Here is a 21,081-nt window from a genome sequence, read left to right on the forward strand (position 1 = left end):
CCGATGAGCCTACCACAACGTATTTTTGCCTTGATTGATGTGAATAACTGCTATGTCAGTTGTGAGCGCGTGTTCAATCCAAAGTTAGAAAATCGTCCTGTGGTGGTGCTGTCCAATAACGACGGCTGTGTGGTTTCCCGTTCTTATGAGGCCAAAAAACTCGGTATTAAAATGGCTGTACCCGTATTTCAGATTGAGGACATTATCCGGCAACATCAGGTTGAGGTGTTTTCCAGTAATTATGCCTTATATGCGGAAATGTCACGCCGTTTCATGAATATATTGGGTAATTTCGTCGATCCTTGTGAGCAGGAAATCTATTCGATAGATGAAAGTTTTCTGGAATTGACGGCCTATCAACATTGTTATGATTTAAGTGAATATGCCCAACAGATTATAGACACAATCAAAAAATGGTTGGGTATTCCATGTTGTATTGGGATTGGCTATTCCAAAACGCAGGCGAAACTTGCTAATAATTTAGCCAAGAATCATGCCAGTTTTAACGGTGTCTGTAATATGGTGGCTGAAGATCCCTGTGTGATTGAGAGCTTGCTGGGAAATATGCCTGCTGGTGAAGTTTGGGGCGTGGGTCGCAAGATTCGGCAACGTCTGGAAAAAATGAATATTTACTCGGTTATGGATTTGGTACAAGCTGATCCCAAAATGATGGGAAAGTATTTTTCAGTGGTGATGGAAAATACGGTGAAAGAATTACAGGGTATGGCCTGTTTAGAAATTGAAGATGTGATCGCTGATCGTCAGCAAGTATTGAGTAGCCGTTCTTTTGGGCAGCCGATTGAAGATAAGAATAGCCTAAGTGGAGCTTTAACTGAATTTACCTTACGTGCGGTAGAACGGCTGAGGCAACAGAACTTACTCTGTAAAGCGGTCGGGGTGAGTATCCGTACCAATCGCTTTAATAAAGAAAATTACTATCGTCCGTTTACGGTGGTGTATCTAGCTGACTATAGTGATGATCGACTTGAGATCATGAAAGCAGTGCAACAAGGTCTAGACCGTATTTATCAGGCAGGACACCGCTATAAAAAAGCCGAAGTGATTTTACTGGATATTATTCCGCAACGTAGTCACGCAGTCGATTTATTCCACGATACGGATGAGCTGATCGCCCGACGGAACCTGTCACTGGCCTTTGATGAGATCAATAAAAAATTTGGTCGGGATGTCATGACTTTAGGCCGGTTAATTACGCCGCATGGACGAACATGGAGTATGACCCAGAATCATAAATCTCCCAGTTATTTGACCAAGTGGGATGAAGTTCTGAGAGTTTTATAATATTTCTAATCGTAATCGGTATTACCAAATCCTTATATACTCTCTACCCCCAGCTTGATTAAGCTGAAAGTGATATCACGCAACGCACATTTCATAAATTAAAGTGCTTTAATATCAAATTATTGGTTCTGACTTAACGTTTTATTGGGATAGACACCTTGTATGGCGATTTCTGTAGAAAGACATATACCGACCGAGCAACTGATTAACGCAATTGCACGTTTTACAGAGGTGCAGGGCGACCATGTCTCGGACATTCCACAGCTTTCATTTCATAGTCGCAAACATCCGACAGACAGTGCGCATTGTATTTATAATCTAGGCATTGGCATAATTTTGCAGGGGCAGAAACAAGTCGTTATTGGGGATCAGGTCTATCAATGCTCAGAAGGGCAAAGTATGCTGACCACGATTGATCTGCCCGTTACTTCCCATATTGTTCAGGCTTCACCGCAGAAGCCCTTTTTAGCCGTTTTACTGTTACTTGATTTACAAATGGTGAATCAGGTGATTGCTGATATGCCTCAAGAATTATGGATGGAGTCAGAGCAGAATCATCCTTCATTTTCCGTGGAGTCGGTCGATGCAGCATTGGTGGATGCATTTTTGCGATTGGTGAAGGTGCTAGATGAACCAGTGATGATTCCTCATCTGGTTCCCCTGATTCAGAAAGAAATTATTGTGCGGGTACTCAATGGTCCGCATGGAATTTATTTACGGCAATTGGTGAAATCAGGTTCGGCACATCATAAAATCCATCAGGTGGTGAGCTGGCTCAAACATAACTATGTACAACCTATGCGTATGGATGATTTGGCGGATAAAGCGTTTATGAGTCCTTCGACTTTCAGGCAGCACTTTCGTGCTGTGACTGGCATGAGTCCCTTACAATATCAAAAGCAGCTACGTTTACAGGAAGCCCGACATTTGATGTTTAATCAGAATGTTGATGCAGGCCGGGCAGCGGGGCTGGTTGGTTATGAAAGTGCCTCACAATTTAGCCGTGAATATAGTCGTTTATTTGGGGAATCGCCCCAGCGGGATATTCAACGAATGCGACAAGGTTTATAGCTATTTAACATAGGATAAGCCCTGTAACTTGAGAGATTTAAGTGGATAGGTTTTGCGATGGATGAGTCCGATCAGATATCAGAACGAGTCAGAGGTTTAGCACATAGAGTCGATGGGCTGGTTCAAATCGAAGATTTCCAGACGGAAATTTCAGGATTCTCTTTGCATCGTCGTACCACCAAGCAGTCCATTCATTGTATCTATGGACTTGGGTTAGGTATTGTGTTGCAGGGGCAAAAAGAGGTGCTTATCCGCGATAAAGTGTATCGTTATGGCGCTGGTCAAACGATGCTCACTACGATTGATTTGCCCGCCATTAGTCGCGTTACCCAAGCCTCTTATCATGAACCGTTTTTAGGAATGATGCTCGCACTGGATCTGAATCTGATTATTGAAACAGTGCAGGCATTGGATGAAGGGATAGAACTCAAAAATCTTCCTGCATTTTCCATTGAATCTATGGATCATGGATTGGCTGATGCGTTAACGCGTCTAGTCGGACTGATCGAGCAACCGACACTGGTTGAGCAACTCGCTCCACTGATCAAGCAAGAAATTATTATCCGTTTACTGGTTGGCGAACATGGGCGTTATTTGCGGAATCTAGTGAAAGCAAAGGCTTCAAATCAGAATATTTTTAGTGTAATCCAATGGTTAAGAAATCACTTTCTTCAAGAAAACTGTATAGAAACTGCTTTCGAACAGGCAAATATCAGTGCAGCGACATTGAGAAATCATTTTAAGCAAGTGACGGGTATGACACCGTTGCAATATCAAAAACAATTGAGATTGCAGGAGGCTCGAAAGCTGGTTTTATCGCAAGCCATGAATGTGCAGCAAATTGCTGATCTGGTTGGCTATGAGAGTCAGTCACAATTTACGCGTGAATATTCACGATTGTTCGGCAACAGTCCTCGTCAAGATTTACAGCATTAAATCCTCAAAATAGGCAAACAATCTTCAAGAATAGGCAACTTTGATTTGTAGCAAGTCTCTAAACTGATCACATCAGCAAAGACTTCTTTGTTTACTATTTCCGACATTCAAGAGGTGATGAAATGGAAGCAGTTAAAATCAAAAATACCTATTGGGATATTGCCGCAGATCTATATTTTCCCCCTGCATTTGATCAAAACAAAAAATATCCAGCCATTATCAGTGCACATCCAATTGGCAGTTGCAAAGAACAAACCTCAGGCAATGTGTATGGTGAAGCCCTCGCCAAAGCTGGTTTTGTGGTGATTGCATTTGATGCAAGCTTTCAGGGTGAAAGTGGTGGAGAGCCTCGCTATATTGAAGATCCATCGCTACGTGTTGAAGACTTTCGCGTTGTGGTTGATTATCTGGTTACACTGGACTATATCGATGAAAACCGAATTGGTGTCTTAGGCATTTGTGGTGGCGGTGGTTACTCGATCAATGCCGCTATGACCGAACGCCGTATTAAAGCAGTAGGAACGATTACAGGCGCAAATTATGGTCGTGTTATGCGTGAAGCCAGCGCTGGTAATCCGATTGCATTTTTAGAAGCTATTGCAGCACAAAGAACGGCTGAGGCCAGAGGCGCAGCGCTTCGAGTCGATCAGGGTCTCTATCCAACGGTAGAAGCTGCAAAAGCCGATCATGCCGATATTGATCCTTTAGAAGCAACTGAATATTACCGTACGGCACGTGGTGAAAAACCGAATGGCGTAAATAAAACATTGTTCTCTCACAATGCAGTTGCTGTTGGCTGGGATGCATTCCATCTGGCAGAAATTTTATTAACTCAACCTTTGATGGTTGTGGTGGGAAGTAAGCCAGGTGGTTTTGGTGCATATCGTGATGGTTTTGAAATTATCAATCGTGCGGCATCGACCAATAAAGAACTGGTTGTGGTTGAAGGTTGGTCGCATTACGACTTATATGACAAGCCTGAACCCGTCAAGATTGCGCTAGATAAGCTGATTCCATTCTATCAGGCCAATCTTTAATTCTGATTTTTGATTTTATTCTCGCTATTTGGAGTTGGTCAGGTTGCTGGCCAACTTACTACTTCTGAAAAATCCCCAATTCAATATGAATAATGGTGTCCTCCGTGAATTCTAAATTATTCCAGCCCTTTCAACTAACTTCAGCATTGAGTTTGCGTAATCGAATCGTTATGGCACCGATGACCACATGGTCGGCAAATGATGACGGTACTATTTCAACTCAGGAACTTGAATACATGCGTGAGCGTGTTAAAGGCGTGGGCTTGGTGATTACAGGTTGTACACATGTACAGGAGAGCGGACTTGGGTTTACCCGTGAATTTGCTGGTTTTGATGATCAGTTCACACCAAGTCTGGTGCAATTGGCCCAAGCGGCTAAAAGTGGTGGTGCACCCGCCATCTTGCAGATTTTTCATGCAGGCATCAAAGCCATTCCTGACCTGATTCCTGATGCCGATATTGTGAGCGCCAGTGCTGTCGCCATTAGCGCAGGCCCATTTAAACATCAGCAGCTTGCTAGTCGCGCATTGTCACATGATGAAGTTTTACAGTTAATCCGTGCTTTTGGTGAGGCGACGCGTCGGGCGATAGAGGCTGGATTTGATGGCGTTGAACTGCATGGTGCGCATGGCTTTATGATTCAGAATTTCTTTTCGCCTTTGTATAACCGGCGTGACGATGCATGGGGTGGTTCATTGGAGAGGCGGATGGCGTTTCCGCTAGCCGTTGTAGGGGAAGTGAAGCGCATTATTCGGGAACATGCGCAACGTCCTTTTGCTTTGGGATATCGTATTTCTGTTGAGGAATATGAGGACAGCGGTTTAGAGATTACCGATAGTCTGGCGCTGATGGATCAGTTAATTGCCGATGGTGTTGATTATTTGCATGTGTCATTAACCGATGTGTTACACGCTGTTCCTAAACACAATCTTGAGCAGCAGTTGACCATTCAACAGGTCTTGCAACGCGTTGCGAATCGTATTCCTGTGATTGCCGCAGGTTTGTTACGCACACCGCAGCAGGCCGAACAGGCTTTGGATTTAGGTTTACCACTCATTGCCATTGGTAAAGCATTAGTCATGAATCCGAACTGGGTTGAGCTGGTCCAGCAGGGGCGATACGACGAAATTACGGTGGAACTCAATTCTGCTGATGTCCCTTATTTGAGTATTCCAGATCATTTATGGCAGGAAATACAGGTACGAGAAGGTTGGTTCAAGCTCTATCAGGCTAAAGCAAAGCAAGCTTGAGGCGTGTTTAGGTGGAGGCAGGAGAGTATGATGTTTCATGAAGATAAGAATGAGGTGATGACGGCTCTAGTGCAGGCAGTCAACCAGCTCATTACAACGGATGGCGATCATCAAACCGCGATTCCTGCCTTGTCCTTGCATCGCCGTTCTGAACCGGAAGCGACTCATTGTATTTACCAGCTCGGATTAGGCATGGTGTTACAGGGTGAGAAACAAATCATTGTGGGACAGCAGATTCTGACCTATACCGCTGGACAGTCGATGTTGACCACAATTGATATTCCTGTGATTAGTCATACACGAAATAGTATAAAACATCAGCCTTTTCTTGGGTTGATGTTACAGCTGGATCTACAACTGATTCGGGAAATGGTTGCCGAGATGGGACAGGAGCATTTGAATGAACAGGTTTATCCTTCATTTGGTGTTCAAACGATTGATTATGCATTACTTGAGACCATTCAGCGCTTAGTGAATTTGTTGAATGAGCCTGTTCTATTGCCACAGCTTTATCCAATCTTGCAACAAGAGATTATGATCCGTTTGCTCACTGGGGTTAATGCTATTTATTTACGCCAGTTGATCAAGACAGGTTCCGTCAGTCAGAAGATTGCCAAGGCTGTGACATGGTTAAAGCAGAATTTTGTGCAGGCAGTTCGGATGGATGATCTAGCAGAGCAGGCTTATATGAGTCCTTCCACGTTTAGACAGCATTTCCGTGAAATTACAGGAATGAGTCCGTTACAGTATCAAAAGCAATTGCGCTTACAAGAAGCACGGCATTTGATGTTGAATCAACATCTGGATGTTGGACATGCGGCTGGATTGGTCGGTTATGAAAGTGCCTCACAATTTAGCCGTGAATATTCACGATTGTTTGGTAATGCACCGCAAAGAGATATTCAGGACTTACAACTGATTTAAAGAGTTTAATGCTTGAGAAGATGAGGGGCTAGCGTACTAGGTGGCGCTAGTTTTTTTATATCTGATTGAAACTCATGACAAAATATTGAATAAGTATGAATAAATAAAATAGGCAAATATCCCGTCAAAATAGGCAATTTAAACAGGTTTTACAATTCTATACTCATTGCATGAAAAGCAAAAATCCAGTCTAAAAAACGGATTATCGTTATACGTAATCATCTGGTGAGGTACTTAACATGCAAGCAGTTCAATATAAAAATTTGGCATGGGAATCGGCAGCAAATATTTTATTCCCCAATGATTTTGATCGCAGTAAGAAATATCCTGCGATTGTCAGCGTTCATCCCATCGGAAGCTGTAAAGAACAAACCTCAGGCAATGTGTATGGTCAAGCCTTAGCGGAAGCTGGTTTTGTAGTTTTAGTGCTGGATGCCTCTTTTCAGGGAGAAAGCGGTGGAGAACCACGTTTTATCGAAAACCCATACCATCGAGTTGAAGACATTCGCTATGCCGTGGATTATCTGGTGACACAAGAGTTCGTGGATGAAAACCGTATTGGTGCATTAGGCGTTTGTGGTGGCGGTGCTTATGTGCTAAATGCGGCATTAACTGAACGTCGTCTCAAAGCGATTACCTCAATTACAGGAGTAAATTTTGGTCGGATGATGCGCGAAGGCTATGGCGGTACAGGGCTGGCTTTAATTGATGGTCTTGAGACTATTGCACAACAACGTAGCGCTGAAGCGCGTGGTGCGGCACACTTGGTCAATGATTTTCTTCCTGCTTCAGTGGAGGCGGGTAAACAAGCAGGGATCACCGATATTGATCCTTTAGAAGCAACGGATTACTACAAAACGTCACGAGGGCAACAGCCGAATGGTGCAACCCGTGCTTTGTTCTCGCGAATGAGTGTGGCATTGGGCTGGGATGCATTTCATTTATCAGAAATATTGCTTACTCAACCGATTTTGGTCGTGATTGGAGATAAACTAGGTGCGTTTGGTGCTTATCGGGATGGCTATGAAATTTTTAATCGTGCCGCCTCAAAGCAGAAAGAACTTTTGGTTTTGGAAAATACATCGCACTATGAATTGTATGATCAGCCAGAGTCTGTAGCGAAAGCTTTAGAAAAAGTCATTCCGTTTTTTAAACAACACCTTTAATCCTTGCGTGAAGCAAAAAAGACAGGTTTATCCTGTCTTTTTTATGGCAGCTTGCTTAGATTGGCGTGGTCAGTTGCTGCGGTAAGCAGTCGACGAATTCATCAATAGCCAAGCGAGTCTTGAGCGGCATATAAGGCGAGTTTGGCCATACCACATGGATCGGGAAATATATACTCGAGTAATTTTCCAAGACTTGTAGCAAAGTACCGTCATGGAGTTCGGTATGGATGAGCCAGTCGGGTAACCATGCAATGCCATGATGTGATAAAGCCGTCTTTTTAATGGCTTGCATATCATTGAGCATAAATTTGGCCTTGGGCTTTAGGGAGTAAGCTTGTTTATTTTCATCCTGTAAATACCACTTTTGTAGATGGCCCGAATAAGAGTAGCCGATGGTGGTATGTTGCTGTAGATCGTCCAGTGTATTTACTGGGCCGGAGCGTTTTAGATATTCGGGTGTCGCACAAAGTAACATGCGATGATCCCCAAGTTTCCTTGCCACTAAATGAGTGGTATCTGGCAATGTCCCAATACGGATGGCCAGATCAAAACCATCATCAACCAAGTCCACAGTCCGGTCATTTAAAGAAAGCTCAACTTGTAAGTCTGGATGTTGTTGAGCAAGGTTAACCATCAAGGGCGCAATATAGAGTTGCCCAAACAGTGCAGGGGCTGAAATTCTTAACAGACCTGTGGCACTGATTTTACCTTGATCCAGCAAGGTTTCCGCTGTGGTGATTTCTGTTAAGGCCCGACGACTGTGTTCATAAAATAAGGTGCCTTCAGCAGTTAAGCTTAATGTGCGGGTGGTGCGTTTAAATAAAGAGACACCAAGACGATCTTCCAGACGGGCAATGCTTTTGCTGACCGCTGAACGGGTCAGATGTAATTGTTCTGCGGCATTGGAAAAGCTACCAGCTTCAACAACGGCGACAAAGATTGAAATCGTGCTGAGTTCTGTTTGCATTATTGTAGAGTTTTTGGAATCAATTTTATGAAATAGTATCACTACTGGTGAATAAAATATAGTAGTAAGATGACGACATCAAAGATATAGAGAACAAACATGGCGAAAGTGTTGGTATTAAAATCGAGCATCATGGGTGATAACTCGCAAACCAATCGTTTAATTGATGCATTTTTAACGCAACGTGCTGAAAATGGTGTGCAAGATGAAGTCATTATTCGTGATTTAACCACTTTGAACTTACCTGTACTGGATGCTGAAATATTCCACGCTTTACGTGGTGCTGAAAATGTCGCAGCGCCAATTCAGGAAATTATTCAATTATCGGATGAATTAATTGCTGAGCTTAAGGCAACTGATCTATTGCTGATCGGTGCACCGATGTACAACCTGAATGTACCGACGCAATTGAAAAACTGGTTTGATCTGGTTGCTCGTGCCCGCCATACTTTCAGATATACAGAAACCTATCCGCAAGGCTTGGTGGAAGGGGTAAAAGCCATTGTGATGAGCAGTCGCGGCGGGATTCATGTTGGGCAAGCGACCGACGCTGTAACACCTTATCTTCAATCTGTTTTAGGCTTGATGGGAATTCATCAGGTTGATTTTATCTATGCTGAAGGTCTGGATATGGCGGCGTTAAGAGCAGATGCTTTAAAAGATGCGCATCTTAAAGCGCAGCAGATCGCAGTTTAAAATTTCCTATTCCTTTTGCTGCTCCTTTGGCAGAATCGGACAATGCTCCAACGCCTGTCCGATTTCTTTTTACAGCTTTACATAAAGTAAGGGCGATCTGCATCTGTATTCGGTTTATTGACGCCTAAATTTTGTCGTGAGGCGAAGCTTGGTGTCTGGATAATTTTCACCACCATTGCAGCTACACTTTTACGTGAAACGACCGTACCTTTAAAGTTTTCATGACGTTCAGTTGTTTCATAATCAATCTCATCTTCATCGGTCAACCACGCTGCACGTAAAATGCTGTAGTCCAGATCAGAAGCTTCTAATAAGTCTGCTGCTCTACGATACGGACCAAGATAAATATCAATTTCCTTGTGATTCCATTCACCGAATTTGCCTTTGACTTCATCATAAATTCCTAATGAATTGATCAAAATAATACGTTTTACACCTGTCGCATGCATTGCAGTGATAATATTCTGTGTTTGCGTTTCTAATTCACCCGCCAGATTTGCATAGACAATATCTTGTCCTTGCATCGCCTGCTTTAGCTGTTCCAGATCCAACACATCTGCCTCAATAAGCTTGGCATTTTCAGGTAAATCCGAACCTAATTTTTTTGCATCACGAACCAAGAGTGTTTGTGTGAGGTCAGGCTCATTTGCCAGCAGCTCAATCGCCCATTTAGCAATTTGTCCTGCTGCGCCTAGTATTAACACATGTTTCATTTTGGACTCCCAACGATATAAATAATTTTCCAAGAAAATAAGTATTTATGAATCATCTTCTTGAGTGTTGATGGTTCTATTTAAGCTTAAAGTTAAACGGGAGAATCACCTGAAATGCAGGGTTGTTTGCCTAATCTGACGAAGCTGTGAAAATGTCTGTGATAGGGGGAATAAAAAAGCCTCATGGAAATGAGGCTGGATGAGACAGGTTCAGTTAACGAATATTTTTCCACCATTGTTGAAAGACTTGCTGTTCATTATCGAGTTCAATCAGTTCACCAATCATCGGCGTCGCAAGGCGATAATTGCGTGTTCTCGAATATTCGACAATACGGGTAATCGGTTCATTCCATGCATGTTTGGCCAAGCTGAATTTTGAATGGTGTACAGGAATCATATTGCGTGCATTCAGTTCTTCTGTGGCTTGAGCCACTTCATCCGGATGACAATGGACTGAGCGCCAAGCTGGATCGTATTGACCATTTTCCATTAAGGCCCAATCAAATGGCCCGTATTTCCTGCCAATTTCTGCAAAGTGCTGGTCATATCCACCATCGCCGGTATAGAAAATATTTTTATCAGGCGATTGGATCACGAAGGATACCCAAAGATTTTTACCGCCGTCAAAAGCCCGTCTTGAGTCATGGTGGGTCGTTTCAGTGATAATACGGATGCCATCATCGAACTCAATTTTATCTCCCCAGTCTCTTTCAATCAGCTTGTCACGCGGATAACCCCAATATTCGAAATGTTCACCTACACCCAGGCCTGTAATGACATATTTGACCTTGTCTTTGAGTTTAACAATGGTGTTATAGTCCAGATGGTCATAGTGATCATGCGAAATCAGTAAATAATCAATATCGGGTAAATCCTCAACTTGATAGATATCTGTTCCTTTATAGGCGCGTGTGCCCCAAGGAAAAGGTGAGGCTTTGCCACTCATGACGGGATCAATCAGAAACTTTTTGCCATGAAGCTGCATGAATACAGACGAATGTCCAAACCAGACCATCACATCTTGTTGGGGATCCAGTGTTTTTAAATTGGTCTTAATCGAAGGAATAGGGTCAATCGGATTACGATGTGGAATGGTTTTGATAAAGGTTTTATAAAGTTCGACCACAATACTGGAACCTTCACTCATACCTGATTTTTCAATTAAATTACGAAACTGGCCTTGGCGATAATTGGGAGAGCTTTCAATCAATTGCAAGCGTTCGCCAGAAGGGCTTTTACCAAATAAGGGTTGTTGCGTATAGATGAAACTGCTCACAATAAGCAGCACCACAGCGATCGCAAAAAGAATAAGCATAAATGGAGTCAACCTTTTCATTTGAGCATTCGATACAACAGTAATAAAAAGTCAAAGCGACAAAATGATGAAATATTATCTAAAAGCCGACGAATGAAAGGTTGCCTATTTTTATTGAATATTTGCCTAAATGAATGAGATGCGACTTTTCTGTATGAGACTGAATATGTAATGGCGTAATTGAGCAAAAGGAAGCCATTTCGAGGAGGTCGGTTTATGTTAGACTATCGGGCGTTACAGTATTGAAAATGACTGTAAGTGTAGACAATGAGTAGGTAAGATGATCGGGCAGCAGAGAAACGTATTAGCAACTTTAGGAATAGATGTCTGGATTCCTAGGGAAGTCGTATGTCAAAAAAATACTGCACCCAGCCTATGGCGAGATCAAGTGGTTGAAGACGTTCAACAAGCGCCTGTGCTTACCTTTGAGACTGCACCCGTTGCGCAAGACATCCAAGTCATACCACAGACAGCACCAGTCACAGAAATTGAACGTCCTCAACAAGCAAAAGTTGTTGCAGAAGCTGTGGTTAAAGAAGCGGTTGTTGAAAAAGAACAGATCGTGATTACCGCCCACATTCCAGCATTTGAATTGCAAATGTATGTCTTGGAAAACTGCGCCATTTTATTAGAAAGCAGTCAGTTAAACGATGCACAACGCCAGTTATGGCAAAATATTCAAAAGGCCAGACTGGGACAATATGCCGAGTTGAAATGGCCATTTCCATTGGCTGCTTTTCAGGAAAGCCGAGGATTGTCTTCATATATCCAAGGTTTTTTGGACGCGACAGCCACCAGTAAAAAAATATTATGCTTAGGTCAACTGGACTTTATTCAGCATTCTAATATATTACATTTAGCGAGTTTGGAAGAAATGCTGGCTCAACCTTTATTAAAACGACGGTTGTGGCAGCTCATGCAATAAAGAGCGGAATTTAATAATGAAGAAAGTCGTTGTATTTAGCCAGATAGACCAGGATGTTATAGCGCAGTTACAGCAAGATTATCAGGTGGTGGTACTGAATCCCAAGCTTGGTGATATCAATGAACAAATCCGAACTGAAGTAGTCGATGCCGATGCCATGATTGGAGCAGGGCGCTTACTCAATGAAAGCAATTTAGCGCCAGCAAAAAAACTAAAAGTGATTTCTACCGTTTCGGTAGGTTACGACAACTACGATGTAAATTATCTGAATCAAAGAAAAATCTGGCTGGCCAATACACCACATGTATTGACTGAAACAACAGCAGATCTTGCTTTTACATTATTGCTCAGTGCAGCGCGTCAAATTCCATATCTGGATGCATGGACCAAACAGGGGCAATGGAAACGTACCGTATCGACTGAACAATTTGGTGTCGATGTTTTTGGAAAAACCTTAGGTATTATTGGCTTGGGAAATATTGGCGCTGCCATTGCCCGTCGTGGTTTTTATGGTTTCAATATGAATATTTTGTACCATAACCGCCGTGAAAAAATTGAAGTTGCACAAGCCTTCAATGCCCAATATCGGGAGCTTGATCAACTGTTAGCACAGTCCGATTTTATTGTGGTCGCCGTTGATTTAAATACTGAATCGAAAGCGCTGATTGGCGCAGCAGAGTTTGATCTCATGCAGAAACATGCAGTATTCGTCAATATTGCCCGTGGTTCAGTGGTCGATGAAAATGCATTGATTGACGCATTACAGCAAAACAAAATCTTTGCAGCGGGGCTGGATGTTTATACCAAAGAACCTTTGCAAAGCTCTCCTTTATTCGAATTACCCAATGCCGTAACTGTGCCACATCTAGGCTCAGCAACAGCGGAAACACGCAAGAAGATGGTAAATCTTGCTTATCAAAACCTGATTGAGGCTCTAGAAGATCGGACGCCGCGTTATCTAGTCAATCCGAAATTTGAATAATTGCTTACAATGCTGAGCATTTGATTGCTGCATTATTGCACGAGTCGATCTTTTTAAACTGGTGAATATTGCTACACTTGCGCCCTTTGTGACTTCATTTTGGGGCGTCTGGTGTTTGAGAAATTAGCTGAACAAAGTTTAGGTTTAATGGGCTGGGAAATTGACAATCATTGGGATCTGAATATTGACCAATGTGTCATGATTGCTGCTCCGCACACCAGTAACTGGGATGCACTTTATGCGCGTTTGGCCTTGAAAGCGCTCGGCGTTAATGTGCGTATCACCATCAAAGATAGCTATATGAAGTTTCCATTTGGCCCTTTTGTACGGGCGATGGGCGGGATTGGCATTGATCGTAGTGTGAAGCTGGAAGGTCAGGAACGCCCAAGTATGGTTCAGCTCATGAGCAACCTGTTTAAAACACATCCTAAATTGGTCATGTTGGTGACGCCAGAAGGAACGCGAGCAAAACAGGAACAATGGAAAACTGGTTTCTATCATGTCGCGATTACGGCGGGTGTACCCATTGCCTTGGCTTATATGGACTATGCCAAGAAAAAGACAGGTGTAGGAAAAATCGTTTACCCGACAGGGGATTATGAAAAAGATATGATGGAAATCATGTCGTTCTATGCCGAGATTAATGCGAAATTCCCTGAAAAATTCAGTGTCGATCAGCGTTACATCTAGCCGCAATCATTTGCGTCGCTTGCAAAAATCATAAAATAAGGCAGGATTTTTCTGCCTTTTATAACACATTGTTGCAAATTTCTCCTTTTTTCAATGCTATATTAAATTTCTTTATTAAAATCATAGAGAAACCACTTGAGATCGTTGCTGCTTGCATGTGGCTTATTTGCCACAACTCAACTTACTCATACTCAGGTCTTTTTACCTACGGTGACGGCTGGGCAAACAGAAGTACCCGAAATTGGCAGCGGTATCGGTTTACTCGACCAACAAAAAGAAAAATTTATTGGTGAAAAAGTTTATCGTGAAGTGCATCGTCAAATGCCAACTGTGCAAGATGCATGGCTAGAAGATCAGTTTTTACAAGTTTTCTCAGGTATTTTAAGCCAGACCCAGTTAGGCCAGCCGATTGGTCTGGTCATTGTCAAAGATCCTCAAATTAATGCTTTTGCCGTACCAGGTGGACTATTTGCCTTAAACACGGGGCTGATTACTTCTGCAAAAAATTTGGATGAGATCGCAGGCGTGATGGCGCATGAAATTGCACACGTTGCACAGCGACATTACAGTCGTTCACAAGAAGCATTTAAAGGGCAGGGTTTATTGGCATTGGCGGGGATTATCGTCGGTGCGGCTATTGCCTCTCAGGCCGATGGCGATGCAGGTTCGGCAGTCATGCTTGGAACACAAGCTGCATTAATGGACAAGCAACTCAGTTATAGTCGTAATCAGGAACGTGAAGCGGATCGTATTGGCATGCAATTTATGTATGCTGCTGGCTATAACCCACAAAGTATGGCGGATTATTTTGAAACCATGCATCGGGCGACCAGCCGTGTGAGTTTCTTGCCCGATTTCTGGTATACCCATCCGTTAACCACAGAACGTATGAGTGAGGCGCGTTTGCGTGCCAATCAATTGCCTAAAGTTAAATCAAAAATATATGACATTGATTTTGAAATTTTGAAACTGTACACCTCTGTTGTTTCCAATCAGGCTACAGAAATCCAGTTACAGGCATTGGCTAACCAGAACAATACCGCAGCGCAACTTGCGCTCAGCAAGTTTTATCTAGAGCGCGGTGATTATACGCAGGCGCAGCAAAATCTGGATTTAGTAAAACCAAAATTGAAGAATCACATTCTGATTCCTTTGATTCAAACTGATATTTATTTAGGTCAAAATAAAATTGAGCAAGCCAGCAGTAGCATTGGTTCAGTACAAAGAACCATGCCTGAAAATCGGGCATTGTCCTATAAGCTGGCAGAAGTCTTGATCCGACAGGGGCAAATTGCTCAGGCACAAAGTTTGGTGCAACGTTTTATTCATAAGAACCAAAGAGATATTGAAGGCTGGCAATTATTACAACGTGCCACCAATCTGGATAAAAGCTCATCTCTACAGGCAATTAATGTATTGTGCTATCGTGCAGAAGCTGAGTATTGGTCAGGATATGAGGAAAATGCGATTAAATCGATGCTACATGCCCAGCGTTTAGCAAAAGGTAATTTGGCAATGTCGGCCAAAATCGAGTCACGCCTAAAACAAATGCAAGATGAACGGCGTATGAAAATCTAAAACCAGTTTAAAAAATTCAGGAAAATAAAATGATTAAAGGGCAATGTTTGTGTGGTGCTGTACAGTATCAATATTATGGGGAAATTGAAAACAGCATCTTGTGTTATTGCATTCATTGCCAGCAGGCACAGGGTTCAATTGCAGGGTGGAATAGTCCACTTGAGCAAAGTAAATTTGAGCTGATTTCTGGGCGTGAGCAACTGAAAGAATATTTTCATACGCCCAACAAGGCACGTGTATTTTGTCAAAACTGTGCCAGTCCACTTTATTCTTATCGCAAGGATTTGCCGAATATTATTCGTTTACGTCTGGGTACGGTGATGGATGGTGAACTACCTGCCCCGAAACAAGAATTTTTTCTGGAGCATAAACCAAATTTTATTGAATTGAGATAAGATGGCGGGCGTAAGCAATTGCTGAGCACTTAGAATATTTATGAAAAAGATTTTAGTTTTAATTTTTGCATTAAGCACAGTGGGGACAAGTTCAGCAGCATCTGTTGAGCAGTATGTAAATGCGGTGGATAAAATTCGTAGTGCCTATGCGCAGGATATTCGTGGTTTTTTACGTGGCTTAAATCCACAACTTACACAGTTTACGCCTGAGCAGCAGGCTAAATATTGCCAGATTAATCAACGTTATATTCAGGATATGTCAGATGCAATTGAACGTAATCGTTCTTCATTGCCACCGCAATATGCGAGTATGACCAAGCAGGATCTAATCAAGCAGGTTGCGGAATCGAAAGAGATGCAAATGCTTGCGAAATATAATGTTCAGTGTGATTTTAAATAAAAATAAAAATTTGGGTTCATTGTTGAAATGAATCCAGTTTTAAATTAAGCAGGGGGGATATAAAGGAAGTTAAGCGGATTAGCTTAATTTTGCTTTAATTTTAGAAGAAACTTGTGCAGGATCGGCACGTCCGGCTATGATCGGACGTAGAGAATTCATCACCTTACCCATATCTTTCATGCTAGTAGCTTCTTGAGCAGCAATCGTTTGCTCAATGATAGAATCAAGCTCTTCCTCAGTCATAGCTTCTGGTAGAAATTGAGAAATAACCTCAACTTCGGCTTGTTCTTTACTAGCTAAATCATCACGACCAGCGCCTTGAAAGGCTTTGATCGATTCTTTACGTTGTTTAATTTGCTTTTCAATGACCGCAAGAACCTGAGCATCGTCAAGCTCTATGCGCTCATCGACTTCGATTTGCTTAATTGCTGCCTGTACACCACGAATAACCGTTACTGTTGCCATATCTTTGGCACGCATTGAGTTTTTTAACACGTCAGTAATCTGGTTTTTTAAAGTATTCATAGTATTTTCAGCAGTCAATCACAAATTAATTAGTAAAGGCGAGTAGTACGTACAGATTCGCGAGTCAATTTCTTTTGATAACGCTTAACTGCAGCAGCTTTTTTACGCTTACGTTCTTGAGTTGGTTTCTCATAGAATTCGCGTTTACGAACGTCAGCTAAAACACCCGCTTTTTCGCATGAACGTTTGAAACGACGGATAGCTACGTCTACTGGTTCGCCTTCTTTCAACTTAACTTGTGGCATGTAAAATCCTCTAAGATTATGGATAAGATCTAACGCACTATGCACTAGATCGCAAGTGAAGGTCAGTATTTTACTCATTTACAACTCAGATCACAAGTCTATAATAGCTCAGATATTATTTTTGATCGTTGTAAAGGCAGTTTAATGATTGTTTTGGGCTTGGAAACTTCGTGTGATGAAACTGGGTTAGCACTCTATGATAGCGAGCTCGGCTTACGTGGACAGGTTCTATATAGTCAGATCAAACTGCATGCTGAATATGGTGGTGTAGTGCCTGAACTGGCTTCGCGTGACCATGTTCGTAAAATGATTCCCTTGATTAATCAATTGCTTGAGCAAAGTGGTGTCACAAAGCAAGAGATTGATGCAGTTGCCTATACGCGTGGCCCAGGTCTCATGGGGGCGCTCATGACAGGTGCATTATTTGGTCGTACTTTAGCATTTGCGTTAAATAAACCTGCTATTGGTGTACATCATATGGAAGGTCATATGCTTGCACCATTACTTTCGGAAACTCCACCGGAATTTCCGTTTGTCGCATTATTGGTCTCTGGTGGACATACGCAATTAATGGCTGCTTATGGTATTGGTCAATATGAATTGCTGGGTGAGTCGATTGATGATGCGGCGGGTGAAGCTTTTGATAAAGTCGCAAAAATGATGAAGCTCCCTTATCCTGGTGGACCGAATATTGCGAAGTTGGCGTTACAAGGCGATGCACAAGCATTTGAATTCCCGCGTCCGATGTTGCATCAAGGCTTAAACTTTTCATTTAGTGGTCTGAAAACTGCGGTTTCTGTGCAGTTGAAAAAGTTAGGTGAAGAAAATCGCGATGCCGATGTGGCTGCTTCTTTTCAGGAAGCGCTTGTAGATACTTTAGTGAAGAAGTCTGTGAAGGCCTTGAAACAAACTGGTCTTAAGCGTTTGGTAATTGCTGGCGGTGTGAGTGCTAATATCCGCTTACGTGAGCAATTGGAAACCTCATTGAAGAAAATTAAAGCACAGGTTTACTATGCAGAACCTGCTTTATGTACCGATAATGGTGCCATGATCGCTTTTGCTGGATATCAGCGTTTAAAGGCAGGGCAGCATGATGGCTTGGCAGTCACAACGACACCTCGTTGGCCGATGACAGAGTTAAAGCCAACCTAAAATACAAATGGTCAGTGTTATTGGTTGCTAGGCTGCTGGTCAGTTTAGCCTATTCTCATATTTAAAAATCAGATTCTTGATTTATGTACATGGCGCAGGCTTGAAACCAGCGCTATGGTATAAAGTATTAGATATATTATTTATTTTGATGAGCTAAAACTCATTGTGGAGTACAAAAGTTGAAAATTTCTTATATTTTTACATGTGGCCGACTAGAATCTTTATTCAAGATTCTATGCCTCACTCAAAAAGGTGAGGAAAAGGTTGCATCAAAAGAAAAAGTAGTTGAGCAATATAGAAAAGATATCGCTTTAGGGCGACCATTTGAAGAAACTGAACTTTATCAATTGATTGAACAAAGTGAAGAAAAAATTGTCATTAATCGCTTACATAATATTCTTCGAGAAAAACCGACTCAGCAGAAGGGTAGCTTTGATGCGGATGAATATAAGACGGGTGCATGGTCTGAGTTTAATGATTATAAGTTGGCAGTTCGATTCTCAAATGCAAAAACCGAGTTAAGTGAAAAGCACTTTGCGAAAACGGGTGAGTATATGACCAGTCGAGGCATTGCAAAGCTGACAGGTTTTAATCCAAGTAACATTAAGAACATGTTGCATCATAAAAGAAGTGTAGTGAGAAAAATGCTAACCACTTTAGAGAAGTTAGCAAAAGAATATTAATCTTTAAGCTCTATTTTCGATGCAGAGACAATATCTTGCTCTGCATCGATAGTACTCAATCTTTTTAATAATCAAATAATTTTAATATTTTTTAATAATATATAAATAAAAAGGAATAGATCATGTGGGTGGTTAAAGCAGCCAATGGCTGTGCATGGTTAAGTATTCTGCTTATCGTCGCGGTGACAGGCTTTTCAATCTATGTTTTCAGTATTCCATGTACGACTGATCGAATCTGTGAAATGCCACCGATCCATTTGTTCTTTTTCTTGGCATGGATCATTTCAGTGATCTGTAATTTTATTGGCATTATTTTTTCGATCATTGGATTGAAAAAAGATGAACCCATTAAAAAACTAGCCAAATCAGCATTATTCTTTAATGGGAAAATCATTACTTTTAGCTTTGTGTGTGCTTTATTACTATTTATCGATTTTAATGGGTTAGCAATTTTTCTAGGTGATTAACTGTGAACGATCCGCTTTAGACAGCACAGCTAAACACACAAAAATCAAAGCCATACCGACCCAACCAATGGGTGCCAATTGCTCGCCAACCAATAACACTGCAAACAATGCTGCAACCAATGGTTCAAATAGCGTCAATGTCGTCGCGGTACTGGCTGAAATGGTCTTTAAAGCATATCCAAACAACAGATAACCAAGAAACATAGGGATCAGCATCATATAACCCACGACATATAGATTGACGGGTTCATCGAACAGATTGGTTCCCGTAAAAAACAGTGTCGGTAATAAAATTAAAGCGCCGAAACCAAAAATCAAGCCCATCGATGCTTTGGAATCAACGCCTCGATCAATCATTTTTTTGGCTGCCCAAGAGTATAAGGAGTAGGTCAGCGCTGCGATCAGTCCGAGAATAATACCAATCGTTTTCTGATCCGTTGCAATGTTTTGGCTTGTACCTTGGGAATGAGACTCTCCAATCGTTAACAGTAACACGCCAGCTACGCCAAAAATGAAACTGATAAACCATTGACTAGAAAGTGCTTTTTTATCAAAGAATTTTTCCAGCAATGCGGTAAATAAAGGCGCTGAACCAATTGAAACCACCGTCCCAATCGTGATGCCAGCCATCCGCATAGAGGAATAGAAGGCCAGTGGATAAATAGCAACCGAAACCATGCCAATCAAAAGCAAAGGATAGTAAGAGCGAATTTGTGGTAAGTGGCTGCGGATATTTTTATGAGCCAATAAGGCTTGGAGTAATCCACCACCGCCCATTGCAATTGCGCCTATGGCTAAAGGACTTAAATTCGGTGCATAGGAAGCAGCAGTTCCTGTTGTTCCCCATAAAATAGAGGCCACTAAAACCGCAATAAAGCCATAATGAGCTTTTAGGTTGATTGAGCTATTCAATTTGCAATCTCTTGTTCTAATAATCGCTGAACCATGTGTTTTGCGGCAAATACTTTATCACTAGAGCTTTCTAAACCTGCACGAGCGATCGATCCTTCTAAAATAAACGAAAGCAGCAGGGCCAGTTCTTTGGCTCGCTCAAGATTGCTGGTTAATTGACTTAAATGCCCCACTAAAATTGCTTCAATTTCATCTTTATGGTTTTTGACAGCTAATCGCTCAGGGCTATGTGCAGGAAACTCGGCGGCAGCATTTAATAAGCCACAGCCACGAAAACCTTTTTCATAGGCAAATTCAGCGTGATCCTGATAGGCATCAAAAACAGCTAGAATTCCATCTAAGGGTGTTTCAATCTGAACTTTTCTTTTTTCATATAAGTCGAGCCATTCCTGATGACGTGCTTCGATGTAGCAGGTGATTAGATCTGACTTGGTGGCAAAGTTATTATACAAAGACATTTTGGCCACATTGGCTTTTTCTGTAATGGTATTGATGCCTGTGTTACTGATGCCATCGTTATAAAACAAGGTGGATGCAGCATCCAGAATTTTTTGTTTTGCTGATTTAGAACTCATTGTAAAAATTACTTATATATACCGACCTACCTAATATTAGGTAAAAATCACTTAATTAGCAAGCATGAATGCTTAAGTAGAGAGCAATATTATCCAGATATGAAGCGGAGTGAGGAGTAAAAGAGTAAATAAGCCTTTGAATTATTTCAAAGACTTATTGGTGTTATACGCCTGT

At 41.9% G+C, this 21,081-nt stretch carries 24 protein-coding genes; 17 read left to right on the top strand and 7 right to left on the bottom strand.

The window, feature by feature from the left end:
- Positions 1-3: 3 nt before the first annotated feature.
- The 7 genes from IEV36_RS09970 (at position 4) to IEV36_RS10000 (ending at position 7,686) form a co-directional block, all read left to right on the top strand.
- Entirely contained in the window at positions 4-1,302 is a 1,299-nt protein-coding gene (locus IEV36_RS09970) for a Y-family DNA polymerase (protein WP_005258625.1), read from the top strand.
- 162 nt (positions 1,303-1,464) lie between these two features.
- Positions 1,465-2,373 (top strand): AraC family transcriptional regulator, encoded by a 909-nt coding sequence (locus IEV36_RS09975; RefSeq protein ID WP_005258624.1) that lies wholly within the window; start codon positions 1,465-1,467, stop codon positions 2,371-2,373.
- A gap of 57 nt (positions 2,374-2,430) precedes the next feature.
- On the top strand, positions 2,431-3,309 hold the full coding sequence (locus IEV36_RS09980) for an AraC family transcriptional regulator (RefSeq protein ID WP_005258623.1): 879 nt from the start codon (positions 2,431-2,433) through the stop codon (positions 3,307-3,309).
- A gap of 122 nt (positions 3,310-3,431) precedes the next feature.
- Complete coding sequence (locus tag IEV36_RS09985; protein WP_004770527.1) at positions 3,432-4,346, top strand: alpha/beta hydrolase; 915 nt, start codon at positions 3,432-3,434, stop codon at positions 4,344-4,346.
- A 92-nt stretch (positions 4,347-4,438) separates the two neighbouring features.
- Entirely contained in the window at positions 4,439-5,596 is a 1,158-nt protein-coding gene (locus IEV36_RS09990; RefSeq protein WP_005258622.1) for an NADH-dependent flavin oxidoreductase, read from the top strand.
- 27 nt (positions 5,597-5,623) lie between these two features.
- On the top strand, positions 5,624-6,520 hold the full coding sequence (locus tag IEV36_RS09995) for an AraC family transcriptional regulator (protein ID WP_032863943.1): 897 nt from the start codon (positions 5,624-5,626) through the stop codon (positions 6,518-6,520).
- 239 nt (positions 6,521-6,759) lie between these two features.
- The gene (locus IEV36_RS10000; protein ID WP_005258620.1) at positions 6,760-7,686 is read left to right on the top strand and encodes an alpha/beta hydrolase; all 927 of its coding nucleotides are present in this window, start codon (positions 6,760-6,762) and stop codon (positions 7,684-7,686) included.
- A gap of 55 nt (positions 7,687-7,741) precedes the next feature.
- On the opposite strand, the gene IEV36_RS10005 is transcribed toward IEV36_RS10000, so the two are convergent.
- Positions 7,742-8,653 (bottom strand): LysR family transcriptional regulator, encoded by a 912-nt coding sequence (locus IEV36_RS10005; RefSeq protein ID WP_005258617.1) that lies wholly within the window; start codon positions 8,651-8,653, stop codon positions 7,742-7,744.
- Between the two features lie 99 nt (positions 8,654-8,752).
- On the opposite strand from IEV36_RS10005, the gene IEV36_RS10010 reads away from it, so the two are divergent.
- On the top strand, positions 8,753-9,349 hold the full coding sequence (locus tag IEV36_RS10010) for an NAD(P)H-dependent oxidoreductase (protein ID WP_005258615.1): 597 nt from the start codon (positions 8,753-8,755) through the stop codon (positions 9,347-9,349).
- 77 nt (positions 9,350-9,426) lie between these two features.
- Here IEV36_RS10010 and IEV36_RS10015 read toward each other — a convergent pair whose 3' ends face one another.
- Entirely contained in the window at positions 9,427-10,062 is a 636-nt protein-coding gene (locus IEV36_RS10015) for an SDR family oxidoreductase (protein ID WP_005258612.1), read from the bottom strand.
- Between the two features lie 214 nt (positions 10,063-10,276).
- Positions 10,277-11,377 carry an MBL fold metallo-hydrolase gene (locus IEV36_RS10020; protein WP_005258610.1) on the bottom strand — a complete coding sequence of 367 codons (1,101 nt, stop codon included), beginning with the start codon at positions 11,375-11,377 and terminating at the stop codon, positions 10,277-10,279.
- Between the two features lie 280 nt (positions 11,378-11,657).
- On the opposite strand from IEV36_RS10020, the gene IEV36_RS10025 reads away from it, so the two are divergent.
- The 6 genes from IEV36_RS10025 to IEV36_RS10050 all read left to right on the top strand — a co-directional run bounded on the left by IEV36_RS10025 (position 11,658) and on the right by IEV36_RS10050 (position 16,347).
- On the top strand, positions 11,658-12,302 hold the full coding sequence (locus tag IEV36_RS10025) for a hypothetical protein (protein WP_005258609.1): 645 nt from the start codon (positions 11,658-11,660) through the stop codon (positions 12,300-12,302).
- Between the two features lie 16 nt (positions 12,303-12,318).
- Positions 12,319-13,284, top strand: a complete 966-nt coding sequence (locus tag IEV36_RS10030; RefSeq protein ID WP_005258608.1) for a 2-hydroxyacid dehydrogenase — start codon at positions 12,319-12,321, stop codon at positions 13,282-13,284.
- Positions 13,285-13,395: 111 nt separating this feature from the next.
- Complete coding sequence (locus IEV36_RS10035) at positions 13,396-13,974, top strand: 1-acyl-sn-glycerol-3-phosphate acyltransferase (protein ID WP_005258607.1); 579 nt, start codon at positions 13,396-13,398, stop codon at positions 13,972-13,974.
- Positions 13,975-14,109: 135 nt separating this feature from the next.
- Positions 14,110-15,552, top strand: a complete 1,443-nt coding sequence (locus IEV36_RS10040) for a M48 family metalloprotease (protein ID WP_005258606.1) — start codon at positions 14,110-14,112, stop codon at positions 15,550-15,552.
- Positions 15,553-15,581: 29 nt separating this feature from the next.
- Complete coding sequence (locus IEV36_RS10045; RefSeq protein WP_005258604.1) at positions 15,582-15,947, top strand: GFA family protein; 366 nt, start codon at positions 15,582-15,584, stop codon at positions 15,945-15,947.
- A 40-nt stretch (positions 15,948-15,987) separates the two neighbouring features.
- Positions 15,988-16,347, top strand: a complete 360-nt coding sequence (locus IEV36_RS10050) for a hypothetical protein (protein WP_005258603.1) — start codon at positions 15,988-15,990, stop codon at positions 16,345-16,347.
- Between the two features lie 78 nt (positions 16,348-16,425).
- Here the strand turns inward: IEV36_RS10050 and IEV36_RS10055 are convergent, their stop codons facing one another.
- Both IEV36_RS10055 and rpsU read right to left on the bottom strand, forming a co-directional pair.
- On the bottom strand, positions 16,426-16,872 hold the full coding sequence (locus tag IEV36_RS10055) for a GatB/YqeY domain-containing protein (RefSeq protein ID WP_004770502.1): 447 nt from the start codon (positions 16,870-16,872) through the stop codon (positions 16,426-16,428).
- A 29-nt stretch (positions 16,873-16,901) separates the two neighbouring features.
- Positions 16,902-17,117 carry a 30S ribosomal protein S21 gene (rpsU, locus tag IEV36_RS10060; RefSeq protein WP_004652785.1) on the bottom strand — a complete coding sequence of 72 codons (216 nt, stop codon included), beginning with the start codon at positions 17,115-17,117 and terminating at the stop codon, positions 16,902-16,904.
- A 144-nt stretch (positions 17,118-17,261) separates the two neighbouring features.
- Between rpsU and tsaD the strand changes: the two genes are divergently transcribed.
- The 3 genes from tsaD to IEV36_RS10075 all read left to right on the top strand — a co-directional run bounded on the left by tsaD (position 17,262) and on the right by IEV36_RS10075 (position 19,419).
- On the top strand, positions 17,262-18,269 hold the full coding sequence (gene tsaD / locus IEV36_RS10065; protein ID WP_005258602.1) for a tRNA (adenosine(37)-N6)-threonylcarbamoyltransferase complex transferase subunit TsaD: 1,008 nt from the start codon (positions 17,262-17,264) through the stop codon (positions 18,267-18,269).
- Between the two features lie 179 nt (positions 18,270-18,448).
- On the top strand, positions 18,449-18,952 hold the full coding sequence (locus IEV36_RS10070) for a hypothetical protein (RefSeq protein ID WP_004770499.1): 504 nt from the start codon (positions 18,449-18,451) through the stop codon (positions 18,950-18,952).
- A 122-nt stretch (positions 18,953-19,074) separates the two neighbouring features.
- Complete coding sequence (locus IEV36_RS10075; protein WP_005258600.1) at positions 19,075-19,419, top strand: hypothetical protein; 345 nt, start codon at positions 19,075-19,077, stop codon at positions 19,417-19,419.
- Here IEV36_RS10075 and IEV36_RS10080 read toward each other — a convergent pair.
- Both IEV36_RS10080 and IEV36_RS10085 read right to left on the bottom strand, forming a co-directional pair.
- On the bottom strand, positions 19,408-20,331 hold the full coding sequence (locus IEV36_RS10080; protein WP_005258599.1) for a DMT family transporter: 924 nt from the start codon (positions 20,329-20,331) through the stop codon (positions 19,408-19,410). The genes IEV36_RS10075 and IEV36_RS10080 overlap by 12 nt on opposite strands.
- Positions 20,328-20,906, bottom strand: coding sequence for a TetR/AcrR family transcriptional regulator (locus tag IEV36_RS10085; RefSeq protein WP_005258598.1), 579 nt, complete (start codon positions 20,904-20,906; stop codon positions 20,328-20,330). The genes IEV36_RS10080 and IEV36_RS10085 overlap by 4 nt, the downstream gene beginning before the upstream one ends.
- Positions 20,907-21,081: the final 175 nt, after the last annotated feature.

The sequence above is a fragment of the Acinetobacter vivianii genome, from assembly GCF_014635885.1.
GTDB classification, from domain to species: Bacteria; Pseudomonadota; Gammaproteobacteria; order Pseudomonadales; family Moraxellaceae; genus Acinetobacter; species Acinetobacter vivianii.

Coding starts and splice junctions, on each gene's coding strand:
- IEV36_RS10085 (WP_005258598.1), bottom strand. CDS start 20,906: ATGAGTTCTAAATCAGCAAAACAAAAAATTCTGGATGCTGCATCCACC.
- tsaD (WP_005258602.1), top strand. CDS start 17,262: ATGATTGTTTTGGGCTTGGAAACTTCGTGTGATGAAACTGGGTTAGCA.
- IEV36_RS09980 (WP_005258623.1), top strand. CDS start 2,431: ATGGATGAGTCCGATCAGATATCAGAACGAGTCAGAGGTTTAGCACAT.
- IEV36_RS09975 (WP_005258624.1), top strand. CDS start 1,465: ATGGCGATTTCTGTAGAAAGACATATACCGACCGAGCAACTGATTAAC.
- IEV36_RS10005 (WP_005258617.1), bottom strand. CDS start 8,653: ATGCAAACAGAACTCAGCACGATTTCAATCTTTGTCGCCGTTGTTGAA.
- IEV36_RS10010 (WP_005258615.1), top strand. CDS start 8,753: ATGGCGAAAGTGTTGGTATTAAAATCGAGCATCATGGGTGATAACTCG.
- IEV36_RS10025 (WP_005258609.1), top strand. CDS start 11,658: ATGATCGGGCAGCAGAGAAACGTATTAGCAACTTTAGGAATAGATGTC.
- IEV36_RS09995 (WP_032863943.1), top strand. CDS start 5,624: ATGATGTTTCATGAAGATAAGAATGAGGTGATGACGGCTCTAGTGCAG.
- IEV36_RS10075 (WP_005258600.1), top strand. CDS start 19,075: ATGTGGGTGGTTAAAGCAGCCAATGGCTGTGCATGGTTAAGTATTCTG.
- IEV36_RS10015 (WP_005258612.1), bottom strand. CDS start 10,062: ATGAAACATGTGTTAATACTAGGCGCAGCAGGACAAATTGCTAAATGG.
- IEV36_RS10000 (WP_005258620.1), top strand. CDS start 6,760: ATGCAAGCAGTTCAATATAAAAATTTGGCATGGGAATCGGCAGCAAAT.
- IEV36_RS10055 (WP_004770502.1), bottom strand. CDS start 16,872: ATGAATACTTTAAAAAACCAGATTACTGACGTGTTAAAAAACTCAATG.
- IEV36_RS09970 (WP_005258625.1), top strand. CDS start 4: ATGAGCCTACCACAACGTATTTTTGCCTTGATTGATGTGAATAACTGC.
- IEV36_RS09985 (WP_004770527.1), top strand. CDS start 3,432: ATGGAAGCAGTTAAAATCAAAAATACCTATTGGGATATTGCCGCAGAT.
- IEV36_RS10020 (WP_005258610.1), bottom strand. CDS start 11,377: ATGCTTATTCTTTTTGCGATCGCTGTGGTGCTGCTTATTGTGAGCAGT.
- IEV36_RS10030 (WP_005258608.1), top strand. CDS start 12,319: ATGAAGAAAGTCGTTGTATTTAGCCAGATAGACCAGGATGTTATAGCG.
- IEV36_RS10045 (WP_005258604.1), top strand. CDS start 15,582: ATGATTAAAGGGCAATGTTTGTGTGGTGCTGTACAGTATCAATATTAT.
- IEV36_RS10050 (WP_005258603.1), top strand. CDS start 15,988: ATGAAAAAGATTTTAGTTTTAATTTTTGCATTAAGCACAGTGGGGACA.
- IEV36_RS09990 (WP_005258622.1), top strand. CDS start 4,439: ATGGTGTCCTCCGTGAATTCTAAATTATTCCAGCCCTTTCAACTAACT.
- rpsU (WP_004652785.1), bottom strand. CDS start 17,117: ATGCCACAAGTTAAGTTGAAAGAAGGCGAACCAGTAGACGTAGCTATC.